The 18,099-nt window shown below is 70.6% G+C and carries 18 protein-coding genes, 1 tRNA gene and 1 riboswitch; of the genes, 14 read left to right on the top strand and 5 right to left on the bottom strand.

Annotated elements, in window-relative coordinates; genetic code table 11:
• The first annotated feature begins 98 nt into the window (after nt 1-98).
• From DY262_RS03790 to DY262_RS03775, 4 genes are all read left to right on the top strand, one after another.
• Complete coding sequence (locus DY262_RS03790) at nt 99-1,577, top strand: NAD-dependent succinate-semialdehyde dehydrogenase (RefSeq protein ID WP_116957653.1); 1,479 nt, start codon at nt 99-101, stop codon at nt 1,575-1,577.
• Nucleotides 1,578-1,691: 114 nt separating this feature from the next.
• The gene (locus DY262_RS03785; protein WP_116957652.1) at nt 1,692-3,299 is read left to right on the top strand and encodes a gamma-glutamyltransferase family protein; all 1,608 of its coding nucleotides are present in this window, start codon (nt 1,692-1,694) and stop codon (nt 3,297-3,299) included.
• On the top strand, nt 3,296-4,615 hold the full coding sequence (locus DY262_RS03780; protein ID WP_116957651.1) for an Hsp70 family protein: 1,320 nt from the start codon (nt 3,296-3,298) through the stop codon (nt 4,613-4,615). The genes DY262_RS03785 and DY262_RS03780 overlap by 4 nt, the downstream gene beginning before the upstream one ends.
• Before the next feature lie 112 nt (nt 4,616-4,727).
• A complete protein-coding gene (locus DY262_RS03775; RefSeq protein WP_116957650.1) occupies nt 4,728-5,495 on the top strand; it encodes an alpha/beta fold hydrolase in 768 nt (255 codons plus the stop codon).
• Nucleotides 5,496-5,499: 4 nt separating this feature from the next.
• Here the strand turns inward: DY262_RS03775 and DY262_RS03770 are convergent, their stop codons facing one another.
• Entirely contained in the window at nt 5,500-6,468 is a 969-nt protein-coding gene (locus tag DY262_RS03770; protein ID WP_116957649.1) for a LysR family transcriptional regulator, read from the bottom strand.
• 97 nt (nt 6,469-6,565) lie between these two features.
• Here DY262_RS03770 and DY262_RS03765 point away from each other — a divergent pair, with 97 nt between their 5' ends.
• The 8 genes from DY262_RS03765 (at nt 6,566) to DY262_RS03730 (ending at nt 12,523) form a co-directional block, all read left to right on the top strand.
• Nucleotides 6,566-7,885 (top strand): aromatic ring-hydroxylating oxygenase subunit alpha, encoded by a 1,320-nt coding sequence (locus DY262_RS03765; protein WP_245980801.1) that lies wholly within the window; start codon nt 6,566-6,568, stop codon nt 7,883-7,885.
• Nucleotides 7,882-8,427 carry an aromatic-ring-hydroxylating dioxygenase subunit beta gene (locus DY262_RS03760; RefSeq protein ID WP_116957648.1) on the top strand — a complete coding sequence of 182 codons (546 nt, stop codon included), beginning with the start codon at nt 7,882-7,884 and terminating at the stop codon, nt 8,425-8,427. The genes DY262_RS03765 and DY262_RS03760 overlap by 4 nt, the downstream gene beginning before the upstream one ends.
• Before the next feature lie 28 nt (nt 8,428-8,455).
• The gene (locus DY262_RS03755) at nt 8,456-9,439 is read left to right on the top strand and encodes a Bug family tripartite tricarboxylate transporter substrate binding protein (RefSeq protein ID WP_116957647.1); all 984 of its coding nucleotides are present in this window, start codon (nt 8,456-8,458) and stop codon (nt 9,437-9,439) included.
• A 9-nt stretch (nt 9,440-9,448) separates the two neighbouring features.
• Nucleotides 9,449-9,772 (top strand): NIPSNAP family protein, encoded by a 324-nt coding sequence (locus DY262_RS03750; protein WP_116957646.1) that lies wholly within the window; start codon nt 9,449-9,451, stop codon nt 9,770-9,772.
• 22 nt (nt 9,773-9,794) lie between these two features.
• On the top strand, nt 9,795-11,168 hold the full coding sequence (locus DY262_RS03745) for an MFS transporter (RefSeq protein ID WP_116957645.1): 1,374 nt from the start codon (nt 9,795-9,797) through the stop codon (nt 11,166-11,168).
• 22 nt (nt 11,169-11,190) lie between these two features.
• On the top strand, nt 11,191-12,048 hold the full coding sequence (locus tag DY262_RS03740; RefSeq protein WP_116957644.1) for a sulfurtransferase: 858 nt from the start codon (nt 11,191-11,193) through the stop codon (nt 12,046-12,048).
• 27 nt (nt 12,049-12,075) lie between these two features.
• A tRNA-Gly gene (locus tag DY262_RS03735) sits at nt 12,076-12,149 on the top strand.
• 77 nt (nt 12,150-12,226) lie between these two features.
• Nucleotides 12,227-12,523 carry an I78 family peptidase inhibitor gene (locus tag DY262_RS03730; RefSeq protein WP_116957643.1) on the top strand — a complete coding sequence of 99 codons (297 nt, stop codon included), beginning with the start codon at nt 12,227-12,229 and terminating at the stop codon, nt 12,521-12,523.
• A 16-nt stretch (nt 12,524-12,539) separates the two neighbouring features.
• On the opposite strand, the gene DY262_RS03725 is transcribed toward DY262_RS03730, so the two are convergent.
• The gene (locus DY262_RS03725) at nt 12,540-12,968 is read right to left on the bottom strand and encodes a hypothetical protein (protein ID WP_116957642.1); all 429 of its coding nucleotides are present in this window, start codon (nt 12,966-12,968) and stop codon (nt 12,540-12,542) included.
• A 505-nt stretch (nt 12,969-13,473) separates the two neighbouring features.
• Here DY262_RS03725 and DY262_RS03720 point away from each other — a divergent pair.
• On the top strand, nt 13,474-15,315 hold the full coding sequence (locus tag DY262_RS03720) for an FG-GAP repeat protein (RefSeq protein WP_116957641.1): 1,842 nt from the start codon (nt 13,474-13,476) through the stop codon (nt 15,313-15,315).
• On the opposite strand, the gene DY262_RS03715 is transcribed toward DY262_RS03720, so the two are convergent.
• From DY262_RS03715 to DY262_RS03705, 3 genes are all read right to left on the bottom strand, one after another.
• Nucleotides 15,309-15,893 (bottom strand): TMEM165/GDT1 family protein, encoded by a 585-nt coding sequence (locus tag DY262_RS03715; RefSeq protein ID WP_070398136.1) that lies wholly within the window; start codon nt 15,891-15,893, stop codon nt 15,309-15,311. The two genes, DY262_RS03720 and DY262_RS03715, sit on opposite strands and share 7 nt — an antisense overlap.
• An 11-nt stretch (nt 15,894-15,904) precedes the next feature.
• Nucleotides 15,905-16,078: riboswitch (yybP-ykoY riboswitch) on the bottom strand.
• 26 nt (nt 16,079-16,104) lie between these two features.
• Nucleotides 16,105-16,740, bottom strand: coding sequence for a 3-oxoacid CoA-transferase subunit B (locus tag DY262_RS03710; protein WP_116957640.1), 636 nt, complete (start codon nt 16,738-16,740; stop codon nt 16,105-16,107).
• A 2-nt stretch (nt 16,741-16,742) separates the two neighbouring features.
• Nucleotides 16,743-17,444 (bottom strand): CoA transferase subunit A, encoded by a 702-nt coding sequence (locus DY262_RS03705; protein WP_116957639.1) that lies wholly within the window; start codon nt 17,442-17,444, stop codon nt 16,743-16,745.
• A 94-nt stretch (nt 17,445-17,538) separates the two neighbouring features.
• Between DY262_RS03705 and DY262_RS03700 the strand changes: the two genes are divergently transcribed.
• Nucleotides 17,539-18,093 carry a PAS and helix-turn-helix domain-containing protein gene (locus DY262_RS03700; protein ID WP_116957994.1) on the top strand — a complete coding sequence of 185 codons (555 nt, stop codon included), beginning with the start codon at nt 17,539-17,541 and terminating at the stop codon, nt 18,091-18,093.
• Nucleotides 18,094-18,099: the final 6 nt, after the last annotated feature.

The raw sequence follows: 18,099 nt of genomic DNA, 5'->3' as shown, positions 1-18,099 counted from the left end.
ATGCTCCCACCCCGGATCGGGAGCACAATCGCGCCCTGAATTATTTAACAAGTTAAATTTTCACCTTCCCGCTGCCTCGCGAACCGACGGAGACACCCATGGACATGAAAACCTCCCCCCTGGCCCTGCTGAAAGACCCCAGCCTGCTCAAGACCGACGGCCTCATCAACGGCCAGTGGGTCAAGGGCGGCGCCCGCTTCGACGTGCACGACCCCGCCACCGGCCAAAAGCTGGCCGACGTGGCCAACCTGGGCGCGGCCGACGCCGAGGCCGCCATCGCCGCCGCCGACAAGGCCTGGCCGGCCTGGCGCGCGCGCAGCGCCAAGGAACGCGCCAACCTGCTGCGCAAGTGGTACGACCTGCTGATGGCGAACCAGGAAGACCTGGGCCGCATCCTTACCGCCGAGCAGGGCAAGCCCTTCGCCGAGGGCAAGGGCGAGATCGCCTACGGCGCCAGCTTCGTCGAGTGGTTCGCCGAGGAGGCCAAGCGCGTCAACGGCGAGACCCTGCCCACCTTCGACCCCAACCGCCGCCTGCTGGTGCTCAAGCAGCCCATTGGCGTGTGCGCGGCCATCACGCCCTGGAACTTCCCGCTGGCCATGATCACGCGCAAGGTGGCGCCGGCCCTGGCCGCCGGCTGCCCGGTGGTGATCAAGCCGGCCGAGCTCACGCCGCTGACGGCCCTGGCCGCCGCCGAGTTGGCCGTGCGCGCCGGCATCCCGGCCGGCGTGCTCAACGTCATCACCGCCGACTCGCAGCAGAGCATCGCCGTGGGCAAGGCCCTGTGCGCCAGCGACACGGTGCGCCACCTGAGCTTCACCGGCTCCACCGAAGTCGGCCGCATCCTCATGGCGCAGTGCGCGCCCACGGTGAAGAAGCTGGCGCTGGAGCTGGGCGGCAACGCCCCCTTCATCGTCTTCGACGACGCCGACATCGACTCCGCCGTGGAAGGCGCGCTGGCCAGCAAGTACCGCAACGCCGGGCAGACCTGCGTCTGCGCCAACCGCTTCTACGTGCAGGCCGGCGTGTACGACGAGTTCGTGAAGAAGTTCGCCGCCAAGGTCCAGGCCTTCAAGGTGGGCAACGGTTTTGAAGACGGCGTGGTGCAGGGCCCGCTGATCGAGGACGCGGCGGTGGACAAGGTGCAGCGCCACGTGGACGACGCCGTGGCCAAGGGCGGCACGGTGGTGGCCGGCGGCAAAAAGCTGCAGGGCCAGTTCTTCGAGCCCACGGTGGTGGCCGGCGCCAAGGCCGACATGCTGTGCGCGCGCGAGGAGACCTTCGGCCCCTTCGCGCCGGTCTTCAAGTTCGAGACCGAGCAGGAGGCCATCGACGCCGCGAACAACACCGAGTTCGGCCTGGCCAGCTACTTCTACAGCCGCGACGTGGGGCGCATCTTCCGCGTGAGCGAGGCGCTGGAGTACGGCATGGTGGGCATCAACGTGGGCATCCTGGCCACCGAGCACGTGCCCTTCGGCGGCGTCAAGCAGTCCGGCCTGGGCCGCGAGGGCTCGCACCACGGCATGGACGACTACGTCGAGATCAAGTACCTGTGCCTGGGGGATGTTCTGAAGTGATCCCCCCGCGCCGGCCTGCGGCCGTCCCCCCCCAGGGGGCGGCCGCTGCGGCCCGGCAAAGCCGGCTCCGCGCGGCCCCCGGCTGAGGGGCGTGCTCTCCACCGCCTCTTCGTCATGCAATTTCACTGGAACAACCCCTACCCCGTCTCGCGCGCGCCGCTGATGGCGCGCAACGCGGTGGCCACCACCCAGCCGCTGGCCGCGATGGCCGGGCTGCGCATGCTGCTCAAGGGCGGCAACGCGATCGACGCGGCCATCGCCACCGCCGCCGCATTGACGGTGGTGGAGCCCTGCTCCAACGGCCTGGGCAGCGACAACTTCGCCATCGTCTGGGACGGCGAGCGCCTGCACGGCATGAATGCCTCGGGCGTGGCGCCCATGGGCTGGAGCAAGACCTACTTCGATCAGAAGCACGGTGGCCAGATGCCCCTGCGCGGCTTCGACGCCGTCACCGTGCCGGGCGCCGTGAGCGGCTGGGCGGCGCTGTCCGAACGCTTCGGCGCCCTGCCTTTCGCCGATCTGATGGAGCCCGCCATCGAACTCGCCGAGCGCGGCCACGCAGTGGCGCCGGTGATCGCGAAGAAGTGGGCGCAGGCCGTGCCCCTGCTGCACGACAAGCCCGGCTTCGCCCAGGCCTTCCTGCCGCGCGGGCGCGCGCCGCAGGTGGGCGAGCGCTTCGCCTTCCCCGATGCCGCCCGCGCGCTGCGCGCCATCGCCCAGACGCGCGGCGAGGCCTTCTACCGCGGCGAGATCGCCGCCGCCATCGAGGCCTTCGCCCGCGAGCACGGCGCCCAGCTGCGCGCCAGCGACCTCGCCGCCCAACAGGCGCAATGGGTGCAGCCCATCGAGATCGGCTTCGCCGGCCACACGGTGCACGAGCTGCCGCCCAACGGCCAGGGCATCGCCGCGCTGATGGCGCTGGGCATGCTGGAGCAACTGGACATCGGCCGCTTCGGGGTCGACAGCATCGAAGGCCAGCACCTGCAGATCGAGGCCATGAAGCTGGCCTTCGCCGACACCTACCGCTGGGTGGCCGACGAGCGCTACATGACCGAGGTCACCGCGGCCGACCTGCTGGACCCCGCCTACTTGCGCGAGCGCGCCCAGCGCATCGACCCCCAGCGCGCCATCGACCCCGGGCCGGGCGAGCCGCCGCGCGGCGGCACGGTGTACCTCACCACCGCCGACGCGCAGGGCCGCATGGTCAGCCTGATCCAGTCCAACTACCTGGGCTTCGGCAGCGGTGTGGTGGTGCCCGGCTGGGGCGTGAGTCTGCAGAACCGCGGCCACGGCTTCACGCTGCAGGACGGCCACCCCAACCAGGTGGCGCCGGGCAAGCGGCCCTTCCACACCATCATTCCAGGCTTTCTCACGCGCGGCGGCCAGCCGGTGATGGGCTTCGGCGTGATGGGCGCCAACATGCAGCCGCAGGGCCACGTGCAAACGCTGGTGCGCATGCTGGTGCACGGCCAGCAGCCGCAGGCCGCCAGCGACGCGCCACGCTGGAAGTGGGGCAAGGGCCTGGACGTGGACTTCGAGTCCACCATGGACCCCGCGCTGCGCGAGGGCCTCAAGGCCCTGGGCCACCGCTTCGAGCCCACCGCCGACAGCTACCTCGACTTCGGCAGCGGCCAGTTCATCGCCCGCCTGAGCGACGACCTGGAGGACGGCTACGTGGCCGCCAGCGACTCGCGGCGCGACGGGCAAGCGGTGGGGTTTTGAGCGCCCCGGCGGCGCGAGCCCCCGCCCGCGCCCCCAGCTGCGCCATCGACTTCGGCACCTCCAACTCGGCCATCGCGCTGCCAGCGCCCGGCGGCGGCGTCGAACTGGTCGAGGTCGAGCCCGGCCGGCGCACCATGCCCACCGCGGTCTTCTACCAGGTGGAGGGGCTGGCGGCCCACGAGGAGCCGCAGCGCGCGTACGGCCGCGAGGCCCTCGCCGCCTACATGGAGGGGCATGAGGGGCGGCTCATGCGCTCGATGAAGAGCATCCTCGGCTCCAGCCTGGCCGAGCAGAGCACCGAGGTGGGCGCCGGCCGCTCGGTGCGCTACCTCGACGTGGTCTCGGGCTACCTGCGGCACCTGAAGTCGCTGGCCGAGCAACAGGCCGGCGCGCCGCTGGAGCGCGCGGTGCTGGGCCGGCCGGTCTATTTCGTCGACGGCGATCCGGTGCGCGACGCCCAGGCGCAGCAGGCGCTGGAAGACGCGGCGCGCGCCGTCGGCCTGCGCGAGCTGAGCTTCCAGTACGAGCCGATCGCCGCCGCGCTCGACTACGAGCAGACCGTGCAGCGCGAGCAGCTGGTGCTGGTCGCCGACATCGGCGGCGGCACCTCGGACTTCTCGCTCGTGCGCGTCGGGCCCGAACGCCGCCGGCGACTGGAGCGCCAGGGCGACATCCTGGCCAACCACGGCGTGCACGTCGCCGGCACCGACTTCGACCGCCACATCGAGCTGGCCAGCATCCTGCCCCTGTGCGGCTACAAGGGCCTGGGCCCGCGGCGCCCCGGCGAGACGCCGCGCGAAGTGCCCAGCCGCGTGTACTTCGACCTCGCCACCTGGCACCTCATCAACACGGTCTACAGCCCCCGGCGCATGGCCGAACTGCGCCGCATGGGCGGCTTCTACGGCGACCCCACGCAGTACCGGCGGCTGATGACCGTGCTGGAACAGCGCCTGGGCCACGCCCTCGTCGGCCAGGCCGAAGCGGCCAAGATCGCCGTCGCCGAGGGCGGCGCCACCCGCATCGACCTGGCCCGGCTGGAACCCGGCCTGCACGCCACGCTCGACGGCGCCCAGGCGGTGCAGGCGCTGGACGCGCAGTTGCAGCGCATCGTGGCGGCGGCCGACGAAACGCTGCGGGCGGGCGGCGTGCGCGCCGACGCGGTGGACGCCGTGTACTTCACCGGCGGCTCCACCGGCTTCAGGCCCCTGACCGAGCGCATTGCCGCCCGCCTGCCGGCGGCGCTCGCCTGGCATGGGGACCGCGACGCCAGCGTGGCCCGGGGGCTGGGCGTGCAGGCGCTGCGGCTGTTCGCGTAGGCGGCCTCGGCGGGCTTGCCCGGCGCGATACCGCGTATCGCTGCGAGCGATGCGCCAGCGCCATCCCCGCCCGTAGACTGCCCGGCGTTCCCTCAACGCCACGGCAGACCCCATGAACATCACCCAGGACGGACAAGGACCTCTGGTGGTCCTGAGCCACGCACTCGCCCTCGACCGCCACATGTGGGACGCGCTCACCGCCCTGCTCGCCCCGCGCTGCACCGTGGTCCGCTACGACCACCGTGGCCATGGACGGGGCCCCTCGCCCGAGGCGCCCTACACCATCGACGACCTGGCGGACGACGCCGCCGCCGTGATCCGCTCGGTCTCATCGCGACCCGTGGTGTTCGCCGGCCTGTCGCTCGGCGGCATGGTCGGTCAGGCGCTGGCCGCGCGGCACCCTTCGCTGCTGCGGGGCCTGGCGGTCATCAACGCCGCGCCGCACTACGCCGACCGCGCGCTGTGGGACACGCGCATCCAGGCCGTGCGCACCAGCGGCATGCCCGCCGTGGCCGAGGCCTCGCTCGACCGCTGGCTCACGCCGGGCTTTCGCCAGAGCCCGGCCGGCCAGGCCGTGGCCGAGCGCCTGCGCCAGACCTTGCTTGGCACCGATTCGCTGGGCTACGTGCGCGCCTGCGAGGCCATCGCGGCCATGGACCTGCGCCCGGGCAACCGGCGCATCCACACGCCCACGTTGGTCGTCGCGGGCCGGCACGACCTCGCCACGCCGCTGGCGCAGTCGCAGGCCATCGCCGCCGACATCGCGGGCGCGCGCATCGTCGAGGTCGACGCTGCGCACATCAGCGCCGCGGAATGCCCGGCCGAGCTGGCCCGCGCGCTCGACGACTGGATGCGCACGCTGCCCGCCGAGGCCGCCTGAGCCCTCAGCCGCGCGGTGCGTTGGCCGCGCGGCCGTTGCGGTCGTAGGCGCGCGCCTGCAGGCGCGGGAACTCGCGGATCAGCGCCTGGCGCAGCCACTGGTTGGCCGGATCGGTGTGCGCGCTGCGGTGCCAGTACAGGTTGGCCTGGAACGTCGGCGGCCGAAAGGGCAGCCGCACCTGCTTGATGCGCGGGTGGTCGATGATGAAATCGGCCAGCGCCTGCGGCACCACGGCCACCGCATCGCTCTCCGCCACGATGACGGGCACGCTCATGAAGTGCGGCGTGCGCAGCACCACGTCGCGCTGCAGCTGGCGCCGCTGCAGGAAGCGGTCGAACACCTCCTGGCTGCGGCCGGTGGCCTCCACCACCACGTGCGGCAGGCGCGCGAACTGCTCCGGCGTCATGCGCTCGCCCAACTCGGGGTGGCGCGCGGCCGCGAGACAGGCGAACGAGTGCAACGCGATGCGCCGGTGCATGAAGGCCGAGCCCTTGATGTCGGGGTAGAAGCCGGCCGCCATGTCCACCTCGCCCGCCGCCATTGCCTCCTCCAGGTCGCGCGGCGACATGAACACCGAGCGCAGGCTCATGCGCGAGGCGTTTTCCTTCAAGGCCCGCAGCGCGATCGGCAGGTAGATGCCCTCGGCGATGTCGGTGAGCGCGATGCGGAACTCGCGCGTGGAAGTGGTGGGGTCGAACACCGGCGGCTTGAGCACCTCGGCGTCCACCGCGCGCATGATGCCGCGCACCGAATCGGCCAGGCTGCGCGCCCGGCTGGTGGGTTCCATGCCGCTGGCGCCGCGCAGGAACAGCGGGTCGCCGAGCTGCTTGCGCAGGCGCGCCAGCGCGGTGCTCAGGCCCGGTTGGCTCATGTTCAGCGCCTGGGCGGCGCCGCCCACGCTCTTGGCGTCGTACACCGCGAGAAACACCCGCAGCAGGTTGAGGTCGAAACGGGGGGCTGCGTCTTGTCCCATCTGCAATCCAGATACTGTTGATCGCCTTCATCTTATCGACTTATGAATGGCGCGTCCCTAGCATCCGCACACCTTCTTCATCCCGCCCCCACGAGACATGGACACCACCTCCTGCGAACTGCACGACGCCGATGCGTGCGCTGGCGCCGCGAGCCAGCGCGCGGCCGAGGCCCCCGTGGCCCCGCCCGTGAGCCTGCGCTGGCCCGCCGGCGGCGCCACGCGCGTGCCCTACCGCGTCTTCTCCGACCCCGCCATCTACCAGATGGAGCAGGAGAAGATCTTCCGCGGCCCGATCTGGCATTACCTCTGCCTCGCGGTGGAGGTGAAGAACCCCGGCGACATCCGCACCACCTGGATCGGCGACACGCCCATCATCGTCACGCGCGACGAAAACGGCGAGCTGCACGGCATGGTCAACCGCTGCGCGCACAAGGGCGCCCTGGTCTGCCTCAAGGACCACGACAACAAGAAGTCGCTGACCTGCGTGTACCACGCCTGGAACTACCGGCTCGACGGCCGCCTGCGCGGCGTGGCCTTCCAAAAGGGCGTCAAGGGCAAGGGCGGCATGCCCGAGGACTTCGATGTCTCCAAGCACCGCCTGCAGCCGATCCGCGTGTCGGTGATGGCGGGCATCGTCTTCGGCACCTTCCAGGACGAGACGCCGCCGCTGGAGGAATTCCTGGGCGATCGCATCACCGCCTTCCTCAAGCGCAACATGGACCACCCCCTGAAGATCCTCGGCACGCACAGCCAGATGATCCACAACAACTGGAAGCTGTACGCCGAGAACGTGCGCGACTCCTACCACGCCACGCTGCTGCACACCTTCTACACCACCTTCAAGGTGAACCGGCTCGACATGGACGGCGGCATCATCCTGTCCGAGAAGAAGTGGCACCACATCAGCTACAGCAAGCGCGCCACGCTGGACACCGCCGCCGAGTACCAGAGCGCCGAGGTGCATTCGGCCAAGTACAGCTCCGAGCTCGACGGCCCGCAGCTGCTGCAGGCCTGGGACGGCTTCGACGACCAGATCACGCACAGCATCCAGACCATCTTTCCCACACTGGTGAGCCAGCTCACGCTGAACTCGCTGGCGGTGCGCTTCGTGGTGCCGCGCGGCGTGGACAAGACCGAGCTGTTCTGGATCTTCCTGGGCTACGAGACCGACACGCCCGAGCAGGAAAAGATGCGCGTCATGCAGGCCAACCTCACCGGCGCCGCGGGCCTGGTGGCGCTGGAGGACGGCTGCATCAACTCCTTCGTGCAGCGCGGCACGCGCGGCTCCGACGACAAGGCCTCGTTCATCGAGATGGGCGGCAGGCTCGCCGAATCGAACGAGTCTTCGCGCGCCACCGAAGCGGCCGTGCGCGGCTTCTGGCACGGCTACCAGACCATCATGGGATTCCACGAATGAGCGCCGCCGTTCTCTCCCCCACCCCCACCCCCACCCCCACGCCCACCCCGGCACAGGCCGCGGCGCCAAGCCTTTCCCCGGCGGCGCGCGAGGCCATCGCCGACCTGCTGGAGCGCTACGGCCACGCGCTCGACGACGACCGCGTCGAGGAATGGAGCGGCTTTTTCGAGCCGGACGGCGTCTACCAGGTGACCACGCGCGAGAACCTGCGGGCCGGCCGTCCCATCGGCATCGTGCTGTGCGAGGGTCGCGGCATGCTGGACGACCGCGTCAAGGCGCTGCGCATCGCCAATATCTTCGAGAGCCACACCCACCGCCATGTGATGGGCCGGCCCCTCATCGAACCCCGGGCCGACGGATGCTGCGAGGCGCGCACGTCCTTCGTGATCTACCGGACCATGTACACCGGCGAGACCGAGGTCTTCGCGACGGGTCGCTACGACGACGTGCTCAAGCCGGGACCTCAGGGATGGCGAATCGCGCAAAGACGCGTCGTGCTGGATTCGCGGATGGTCGACACCTTGATGGTCTATCCGCTCTGACCCCCCACCCCTTCGGAGACAAAAGCCCATGACACCCAAGATCCCGCGCCGCCTGGCGGCGCTGGCGCTGCTCGGCGCCGGCCTCGCGCTCTGCAGCCCCTTCGCCCTGGCCAGCGATCCCTGGCCGAACAAGGCCATCCGCATCGTCGTGCCCTACGCGCCGGGCGGCATCGGCGACATCGTCGCGCGCATGATCCAGCCCGTCCTGCAGGACGAACTCAAGCAGCCGGTGATCATCGAGAACAAGCCGGGCGCCGCCGGCAGCCTGGGCACCGAGTTCGTGGCCAAGGCCCCGCCCGATGGCTACACGCTGCTGCTCGCGCTGGCCGCGCCGCAGACCCTGAACCAGTACATCTTCAAGGTCGGCTACGACGGTGTGAAGGACTTCGCCCCCATCACGCTCATCAACACCAACCCGCTGGTGCTGATGGTCAACCCCTCGCTGCCAGTGACCAACCTCAAGGAGTTCATTGCCTACGCCAAGGCCAACCCGGGCAAGCTCAACTTCGGCGGCGCCGGTGGGCTCACGCAGTTCGCGGGCGAAATCCTGAAGCACCAGGTGGGCATCAACATGGTCCACGTGCCCTACCGCGGCGGTGCGCCCGCCGTGGCGGCGGCCGCGGCCGGCGACGTGCACCTGAGCTTCGCCAACTACTCCGACGCCTTGACCTGGATGCAATCGGGCAAGCTGCGCGCCATCGCGCTGACCACCGCGCGCCGCTACCCGCAGACACCCGACATCCCCACCATCGCCGAATCGGGCGTGCCCGGCTTCGACGTCACCGGCTGGAGCGGCCTGTTCGCCCCGGCCGGCACGCCACCCGCCATCGTCGAGCGCATCGCCAACGTGCTGCGCCCGGCCCTGCAGACGCCGGCCATGCGCAAGCGCATGGAAACCGTGGGCGCCGAGCCCGGCGGCAACTCGCCCGCCGAGTTCGCCAAGCAGGTGGCGAACGACGCGCGCAAGTGGTCGGAGTTCGTCAAGACCAGCGGCATCCAGGTCACCCAGTAAGCTCTGCCCATGATCCACGAACTCAAACGCTACGAGGCCGCGCCCGGCCAGGGCCCCGCCCTGCGCGAGCGCTTCGCCCGGCTCACCATGCCCCTGTTCCACCGCCATGGCATCACCCTGCTGCACTGCTGGGAGCCCGAGGGCGAGCCCGACACCTTCCTCTACCTGGTGGCCTTCGCCGACGCGGCCGCCAGCGAGGCCGCCTGGAAGGCCTTCGGCGCCGACCCCGACTGGAAGGCAGGCAAGGCCGCCAGCGAAGCCAACGGCCCGCTGCTGGCGCGCCAGACCACCACGGTGCTGCGCCCCAGCGCCTTCTCGCCCGGCGCCCGCTGAGCCGCCCGGCCTCCCGCTGCCCATGAACGCGCGCCTGCTGCCCCTCACCGTGGGGCTGGCCTTCTTCATGGAGCAGCTGGACTCGACCATCATCGCGCCGGCCATACCCGACATCGCGGCGAGCCTGGGCGTGGACCCGCTGAGCCTGAACCTCACGATGACCGTCTACCTGCTCTGCAGCGTGGTCTTCATCCCCACCGGCGACTGGCTGGCCGCGCGCTTCGGCACGCGCACCGTGTTCCAGGCCGCGCTGGCGGTGTTCGCGCTCAGCTCGCTGATGTGCGCGCTGGCCACCAGCCTGCCCCTGCTGGTGGCGGCGCGCGCCCTGCAGGGCGCCTCGGCCGCGCTGATGGTGCCGGTGGGCCGCACCTCGATCGTGCACGTCACGCCCAAGCCGCAGCTGGTGAACGCGCTGGCCTGGATGATCACGCTGGCCATGGCCGGCCCCATGCTCGGCCCGCCCCTGGGGGGCCTGCTCACCACCTGGCTGTCGTGGCACTGGGTGTTCCTCATCAACGTGCCCATTGCGCTGTTGTGCCTGCTGGGCTCGCTGCGCGCCTTCCCGCAGATCCGGCAGGCGGCCGACGGCCGCTTCGACCCGCTGTCCTGGTTGCTGCTCGGCGGCGCGCTGGCCATCGCCATCGTCGTGCTCGAAGGCTTGCGCGAAGGGCGCTGGAGCGGGGCCTTGTGGCTGGTGCCGATGGCCGCGCTCGGCCTGGCCTACGGATGGCGCCACCGCCGCGCGCAGCTGCCCATGCTCGACTTCTCGCTGCTGCGCGTGCCCACCTTCGCGGCCTCGTTCTGGTCGGGCTCGCTGCTGCGCGTGGGCTACGGCGCCCTGCCCTTCCTGCTGCCGCTCATGCTGCAGCTGGGCCTGGGCTACACGCCAGTGCAAAGCGGCCTGGTGCTGCTGGCCGCCGGCCTGATCGCCATGCTCACCAAGACCCAGACCACGCCCATGCTGCGCCGCTGGGGCTTTCGCCGCGTGATGCTGGCCAACGGCAGCCTGTGCGTGGCCGGCCTGCTGGTGTGCGCGCTGTTCCGCGAATCCTGGGGCCTGGGCGCCATCGCGCTGGCCGTGTCCATCGCGGGCTTCTTCCGCGCGGTGCAGTTCAACGCGGTGGCGGCCATCGCCTACGCCGAACTGCCGCCGGCGCGCATCGGCGCGGCCACCACGCTCAACACCATGGTCTGGCAGCTCGCCATCATGGTCGGCATCGCGCTGTCTTCGGTGGTGGTGTCGCTGGCCGCGCGCGGCGCCGGCCGGGCCGAGGCTGCGCCGGTCGACTACGGCATCGCCTTCCTCATGCTTGCCCTCATCGGCGCCCTGGCCACGCCCGCCTGCCTGCGACTGCCGCCCGACGCGGGCAGCCAGCTCAGCGGCCACAAGGCCTGACCCTCCCTCTCTGCCTTTCGACATGAACCACACCACCCTGATCAGCGCCGACGACCTGGCCACCGCCCTGCGCTCGCCGAACCCGCCCACCGTGCTCGACTGCAGCAGCGACACCAGCGACCCCGAGATCGGGCGCCGCGCCTACGAGGCGGGCCACGTCCCGGGCGCCCACCACGTGCACATGGGGCGCACGCTGTCCGGCCAGCGCACCGGCGACAACGGCCGCAACCCCCTGCCCGAGCCCTTGGTATTCCTGCAGGCCATGAGCGCGCTGGGCATCGGCACCGACACGCAAGTGGTGGCCTACGACAACAGCGGCGGCGTGTACGCCTCGCGCCTGTGGTGGATGCTGCGCTGGATCGGCCATGGCGCGGTGGCCGTGCTCGACGGCGGCCTGGGCGCCTGGAAGGCCGCGGGCCAGCCGGTGACCGCCGATCTGCCGCCACGCCCCACGCCCGCGGCGCTGAAGGCCCGCCCCTCGCTGGCCACGACGGCGGACCACGGGCAACTGCGCGCCAACATCGACACGCCGCGCTGGCTGGTGCTGGACGCGCGCGCGCCCGACCGCTTCCGCGGCGAGAACGAAACGCTGGATCCCCTGGGTGGCCACATCCCCGGCGCGCGCAACCGCCTGTTCCGCGACAACCTGCAGGCCGACGGCCGCTTCAAACCGGCGGCCACGCTGCGCGCCGAGTTCGAGGCCGTGCTGGACGGCCGCCCGCCCGAGGCCGTGGTGAATCAGTGCGGCTCTGGCGTGAGCGCCTGCCACAACCTGCTGGCCATGGAGGTCGCGGGCCTGGGCGGCTCGATGCTCTACCCGGGCTCCTGGAGCGAGTGGTGCAGCCGCCCCGGCGCCCCCATCGCCACCGGAGCGGACTGAGCGCAGGGCGCTAGAATCCGCCCCCACGCGGGTGTAGTTCAATGGCAGAACGGCAGCTTCCCAAGCTTCATACGAGGGTTCGATTCCCTTCACCCGCTCCATCACCGCCAGCCGCGGGTGCCATCGCGCCATTCCACATGGCCACCGCCCGCCACCACCTGAGCCGGGAGGGCTTGCCATGAAGCTGAAACCGCTCGCCGCCGGCGCCGCCGCACTCACCCTCCTGGGCCTCGCGGCCTGCCAAAGCCCCATGCCCAGCGCACCAGCCACCCCGGGCGCCTGCCGGCCCGATGCCGCGCAAGCGCTCGCCGGCAAGGACCGCGTCGGCGACGACCAGGCCCGCCAGCTCACCGGCGCCAGCCTGGTGCGGCAGATCGCCCCCGGCCAGCCCGTGACCCTGGACTACCGTCAAGAGCGGGTCACGATCGAGACGGACCCCAAGACCGGCAAGATCGTCCGCGCCTTCTGCGGCTGAACGCGGCCGGACCGCCTCAGTAGGCCGTGGCGGACGGCAGGTTCTCTTCCCGCAGCTCCGACAGCCATTCCTCGAACGCCGCCAGGTTGCGGCGGGCCGGCGCTGGCCGGGCCTCGCGCGCCGGGCGCACCAGCGCCGCGGCCTGTTCCAGGGCGGCGATGAGCGACAGCACGCGAAAGCCTGCCTCCAGCGGCACCGGGCAGGCGCCCCAGGCCAGTACCGGGATCGGCCCGACGCACAGGTTCACCCGCTGAGCGCCTCGCGGCGGTGGGCCATGGCACACCAGCACCTCGGCATCGGCCGGGCGCACCAGCGCCCACGTCGTGGTGCATCGCGCCCTGGCGACCGGGAACAGGGCCGCGAATCGCACCCGAACCGCCTCGGGCAGGGCATGGACACCGATCTTGATGGGCGTTTTGCTGGGCGTTTTGCTGGGCGTTTGCATGGCGCGGTCGCTGGAAGCCGTGAGGTCTTCACCTTATGCCCACCACCCCTACCCGTATATCGTTTGGATGCTCTACATCCGAATGCCTAGGCGCCCCCGCACGCCGGGCATCGGCCGCGCGCGCCAGCACCCCGACCACCCACGCGTTCACCAGGTCGATGAAGAAGCCGCACACCAGCGGCACCACGATGAAGGCGCGCGGCGCGGCGCCGCACACGCGCACGACGGCACCCCTGTTGGCGATGGCCGCGGAGGCGTGCAGACCGTGCGCACGTCCCGCCGCATCGGGTGCTTGCCGATGAACAACAGCAGGATGGCCCGCGTCAGCGTGACGAAGGCGTCGATCCCGTGCGTGGTGCGCCAGTGCGGGGGACGCGTCGAACCGATGCCAGCCAAAAGGGCGGCCGATGCCTTGGCACAGCCATCACTAGGCCGTCCGGTGAATGGCTTTCCGTCGGGGTTTTTCTTTCAATGCCCTTCTCCTTTTCCCATTGAGGCCATCGAGATGAACACGTTCAAAAGGTACCTGTCCTGCGCGACCGTCTGGACGGCCGCTTGCCTCCTGACCGCCTGCGGCGGGCATGTCGTCGATGGCGGTGAATCGCCCTCGGATGGTGGAGGCGGCACCGAGACGCTGAGCCTGACGCCGCAGAGCGTCAAGACCTTTCATTTCAGCTGGGCCGCGGTGGCCGGCGCCACCAGCTACGTCCTGCTCGAGGACCCCGACGGCCAGTCGGGCTACACGGCCGTGGCCACCCTGCCCGCCAGCGCCCGCGCGTACGACCATGAGGTGTTTCTGCCGGCACGCGTCAACGCGCGCTACATGCTGCAGGCCTGCAACGCCAATGGCTGCGCCAACCGCGCCAGCGCCAACGCCAGTGGCCATCTCGCGGGCGCCAGTGGTTACGTGAAGGCCTCCGCACAAAGCCAGAACATGGGCTTCGGCGCCCGCGTGGCGATATCCGGCGACGGCAACACCCTGGCCGTGGGCGCCAGCGGGGACGGCAGCGATGCCACCGGCACGGCCGGCGCACCCGACCCGCTCAACCACGGCTCCCCCAACAGTGGCGCGGTCTACGTGTTCGCGCGCAGCGGCAGCACCTGGGTGCAACAGGCCTACATCAAGGCATCCAACCACGACGCCGGCGACCTGTTCGGCGACCATGTGGCCCTTTCCGCCGATGGCTCGGTGCTGGCCGTGAGCGCCGTCGACGAGGACGGCTTCTCCAACGGCGTCGCGAACCCGGACCCGGTCGACAACAGCGCGCCCAACGCGGGCGCCGTCTACGTGTTCCGGCGCGCCGGCGCGGCCTGGAGCCAGGAGGCCTACGTGAAGGCCTCCAACGGCGAGGCCGGCGACGCCTTCGGCAGCGGCCTCGCCCTCTCGGGCGACGGCACCACCCTCGCGGTGGGCGCCCCGTCCGAACAGAGCAACGCCACGGGCATCAACGGCGACCAGCACACCAACAACGGCCCCGACTTCGGCGCCGTCTACGTCTTCGCCCACAACGGCACGGGCTGGGCGCAGCAGGCCTATGTGAAGGCCTCCAACGCCGGCAGCGGCGACCAGTTCGGTTCATCGGTCGCGCTGTCCAGCGACGGCAACATCCTGGCCGCGAGCGCGCCGGGCGAAGATGGCTTCTCCAACGGCGTCGCCACCCCCGACCCGGCCGACAACAGCGCGCCCGACGCGGGCGCGGTCTACGTGTTCCGGCGCGCCGGCACGGCCTGGAGCCAGGACGCCTACGTGAAGGCCTCCAACGGCGAGGCGGGCGACGCCTTCGGGGGCGCCCTCGCCCTCTCGGGCGACGGCACCACCCTGGCCGTTGGCGCGCCCGCCGAACAGAGCGGCGCCACCGGCATCAACGGCAACCAGCACGTCAACAACGGCCCGGACTTCGGCGCCGTCTACGTCTTCGCCCACAACGGCGCGGGCTGGGCGCAGCAGGCCTATGTGAAGGCCTCCAACGCCGGCAGCGGCGACCAGTTCGGCGTGTCGGTCGCGCTGTCTGTCGACGGCAACGTCCTGGCGGTGGGCGCCTGGCAGGAAGGCAGCAATGCCACGGGGCTCAATGGCATTCAGACCGACAACAGCCGCGCCTACAGCGGCGCCGCCTATGTGTTCGCCCGCCAGGGCAGCACCTGGGCACAGCAAGCCTACGTGAAGGCGTCCAACCCGGACGCGAACGACCAGTTCGGCGGCAGCGTGGCGCTGGGTGGCGGTTCAGGCGGACGCCCCCTGGCGCTGGCGGTGGGCGCGGTCAAAGAATCCAGCAACGCCACCGGCGTCAACGGCAACCCGGACGACAACAGCGTCGTCGGCAGCGGGGCCGTGTACCTCTACTGAGCGCCGGTCAGGGCGGGACCCGCCCCCAGCAAGGCGAGCACCCCCAGCACCGCGAAAATCAGCGCCGCGACCGCGTGCACCAGCTTGATGGGCACGCGGCGCGTGATCGCTTCACCGAAGAACACCACCGGCGCGTTGGCGATCATCATGCCCAGCGTGGTCCCGATCACCACCGCGAACAGGGGCTCGTACTGCGCCCCCAGGGCGATGGTCGCGATCTGCGTCTTGTCGCCCATCTCGGCCAGGAAGAAGGCCCAGGCGGTGGCGGCGAACACGCCCAGTCCGCGCGAGGCCTTCACCTCGTCGCCATCCAGCTTGTCGGGAATCAGCATCCACGCCGCCATGGCGATGAAGGACAGGCCCAGCACCCAGCGCATGGCCACCGGCCCCACGGCGGCCATGACCCAGGCCCCGGCCGCGCCCGCGAGCGCGTGGTTGAGCAGGGTGGCCACGAGGATGCCCGCGACGATGGGCCAGGGCTTCTTGAAGCGCGCGGCGAGCACCAGCGACAGCAGCTGCGTCTTGTCGCCCATTTCGGCGAGCGCGACGATGCCAGTGGACAGGAGAAAGGCTTCCAAGGGGGGACTCCAACGGCCGGCGAACAAACCAAAGACCGCAGCGCCTCCCCGGCGCGTGCGGAGGCGGTGCGGTCAAAGGTCTTGCCAGGCTGGAAGGCTGCTCGCGCCATGGCCTGCGGGCCAAGTCTGTTGACGCGAGCCCCGGCGCATGGCGCGCCGGGCGGCTACTCCCCAATGACGGGTGCGGGCGGGAGTATACCCGCCACGGTCATCAGACCAGGGTGACGCCGGTCTTGGACTGGATGAACTCGCGCGTGACGCCGGGCGCCAGCTCCACGAGTGTCAGGCCCTGCGGGGTCACGTCCATCACGCCCAGGTCGGTGATGATGCGGTCGACCACGCCCACGCCGGTGAGCGGCAGCGTGCAGTGCGGCAGGATCTTCAGGTCCTCGCTGCCGTCCTTCTTCTTCGCCACGTGCTCCATCAGCACGATGACGCGGGGCACGCCGGCCACGAGGTCCATGGCGCCGCCCATGCCCTTGACCATCTTGCCCGGGATCATCCAGTTGGCCAGGTCGCCCTTCTCGCTCACCTGCATGGCGCCCAGGATGGACAGGTTGATCTTGCCGCCGCGGATCATGGCGAAGCTGTCGTGGCTGCCGAAGATCGATGAGCCCTTGATGGTGGTCACGGTCTGCTTGCCGGCGTTGATGAGGTCGGCGTCGACCTGGTCTTCCGTGGGGAAGGGGCCGATGCCCAGCATGCCGTTCTCGCTCTGCAGCCACACCTCCTTGGTGCCGGTGTGGTTGGCCACCAGCGTGGGGATGCCGATGCCGAGGTTGACGTAGAAGCCGTCCTCGAGCTCTTGTGCCGCGCGCGCGGCCATCTGGTCTTGGGTCCAGGGCATGGTCAGGCCTTTTCGGTGATGGTGCGCTTCTCGATGCGCTTCTCGGGATTCGGGTTGTGCACGATGCGGTGCACGTAGATGCCCGGCAGGTGCACCTCATCGGGGTGGATGGCGCCGGTCTCGACGATCTCCTCCACCTCCACGATGCAGACCTTGCCCGCCATGGCCGCGGCCGGGTTGAAGTTGCGCGCGGTGTAGCGGAACTGCAGGTTGCCGCTCTTGTCGGCGCGGTGCGCCTTCACCAGCGACACGGCCGGCACCAGCGAGCGCTCCATCACATACGTCTCGCCGTCGAACTCGCGCAGTTCCTTGCCCTCGGCCACGATGGTGCCCACGCCGGTCTTGGTGAAGAAGGCCGGGATGCCCGCGCCACCGGCGCGCAGCTTCTCGGCCAGCGTGCCCTGCGGCGTGAACTCCAGCTCCAGCTCGCCGGCCAGGTACTGCCGCTCGAACTCCTTGTTCTCGCCCACGTAGCTGCTGATCATCTTCTTGATCTGGCGCGTGTCGAGCAGCTTGCCCAGGCCGAAACCGTCCACGCCCGCGTTGTTGGAGATGACGGTGAGGTTCTTCACGCCGCTGTCGCGCAGGGCGTCGATGAGCGCTTCGGGAATGCCGCACAGGCCGAAACCGCCCACGGCCATGAGCTGGCCATCGGCGACCACGCCCTGGAGCGCCGCGGCCGCGCTGGGGTAGATCTTGTTCACGGGGATTGCCTCCGGGGAGTCGTGCTGGGGAATGCGGAAAAGCGCAACGATACTACGTAGCGGATTACGTAGTATTTCGTAAAGGGCAACCATGATGGACATCGACTACCGGCTGGCCTTCGACCTGGCCCCCGTGGGGCTGGCGCTGTCGCGCGAGCGCTTCATGGTCGACTGCAACCAGGCCCTGTGCGAGATGTTCGGTGCCACGCGCGAGCAGCTGGTGGGCCAGAGCTTCCAGATCCTCTACCCCAGCGCAGACGAGTACGAACGCCTGGGCGCGCGCATGGCGCCGCTGCTGGGCCGCAGCGGTACCTACGCCGACAACCGCATCATGAAGCGCGTGGGCGGCCGCCAGGCGGGCGAGACCTTCTGGTGCCACGTGACGGGCCGCGCGGTGGACCGCGGCGCGCCGCACGCGGCGGGCATCTGGAGCTTCGAGGACCTGAGCTCGCACCGGCCGGTGCGCGCCGAACTGACCGCGCGCGAGCGCGAGGTCGCCGCGCTGATCATGGACGGGCTGACCAGCAAGCAGATCGGCAAGCTGCTGGCCATCAGCCACCGCACGGTGGAGGTGCACCGCGCGCGACTGATGCGCAAGTACCAGGCGCACAGCACGCCGGACCTGGTGCACCGCCTGATGGCTGGATAAGGGGCC

The organism is Hydrogenophaga borbori, from assembly GCF_003417535.1.
GTDB lineage: Bacteria > Pseudomonadota > Gammaproteobacteria > Burkholderiales > Burkholderiaceae_C > Hydrogenophaga > Hydrogenophaga borbori.
The sequence above is the reverse complement of the archived record's forward strand: the minus strand, read 5'-3'. Positions and strand labels throughout refer to the sequence as shown.

Excerpts from the sequence above, each read along its gene's own strand:
- DY262_RS03755 (WP_116957647.1), top strand. The coding sequence starts at position 8,456 with ATGACACCCAAGATCCCGCGCCGCCTGGCGGCGCTGGCGCTGCTCGGC.
- DY262_RS03745 (WP_116957645.1), top strand. The coding sequence starts at position 9,795 with ATGAACGCGCGCCTGCTGCCCCTCACCGTGGGGCTGGCCTTCTTCATG.
- DY262_RS03760 (WP_116957648.1), top strand. The coding sequence starts at position 7,882 with ATGAGCGCCGCCGTTCTCTCCCCCACCCCCACCCCCACCCCCACGCCC.
- DY262_RS03785 (WP_116957652.1), top strand. The coding sequence starts at position 1,692 with ATGCAATTTCACTGGAACAACCCCTACCCCGTCTCGCGCGCGCCGCTG.
- DY262_RS03725 (WP_116957642.1), bottom strand. The coding sequence starts at position 12,968 with ATGCAAACGCCCAGCAAAACGCCCAGCAAAACGCCCATCAAGATCGGT.
- DY262_RS03740 (WP_116957644.1), top strand. The coding sequence starts at position 11,191 with ATGAACCACACCACCCTGATCAGCGCCGACGACCTGGCCACCGCCCTG.
- DY262_RS03775 (WP_116957650.1), top strand. The coding sequence starts at position 4,728 with ATGAACATCACCCAGGACGGACAAGGACCTCTGGTGGTCCTGAGCCAC.
- DY262_RS03765 (WP_245980801.1), top strand. The coding sequence starts at position 6,566 with ATGGACACCACCTCCTGCGAACTGCACGACGCCGATGCGTGCGCTGGC.
- DY262_RS03790 (WP_116957653.1), top strand. The coding sequence starts at position 99 with ATGGACATGAAAACCTCCCCCCTGGCCCTGCTGAAAGACCCCAGCCTG.
- DY262_RS03750 (WP_116957646.1), top strand. The coding sequence starts at position 9,449 with ATGATCCACGAACTCAAACGCTACGAGGCCGCGCCCGGCCAGGGCCCC.
- DY262_RS03730 (WP_116957643.1), top strand. The coding sequence starts at position 12,227 with ATGAAGCTGAAACCGCTCGCCGCCGGCGCCGCCGCACTCACCCTCCTG.
- DY262_RS03700 (WP_116957994.1), top strand. The coding sequence starts at position 17,539 with ATGGACATCGACTACCGGCTGGCCTTCGACCTGGCCCCCGTGGGGCTG.
- DY262_RS03710 (WP_116957640.1), bottom strand. The coding sequence starts at position 16,740 with ATGCCCTGGACCCAAGACCAGATGGCCGCGCGCGCGGCACAAGAGCTC.
- DY262_RS03770 (WP_116957649.1), bottom strand. The coding sequence starts at position 6,468 with ATGGGACAAGACGCAGCCCCCCGTTTCGACCTCAACCTGCTGCGGGTG.
- DY262_RS03720 (WP_116957641.1), top strand. The coding sequence starts at position 13,474 with ATGAACACGTTCAAAAGGTACCTGTCCTGCGCGACCGTCTGGACGGCC.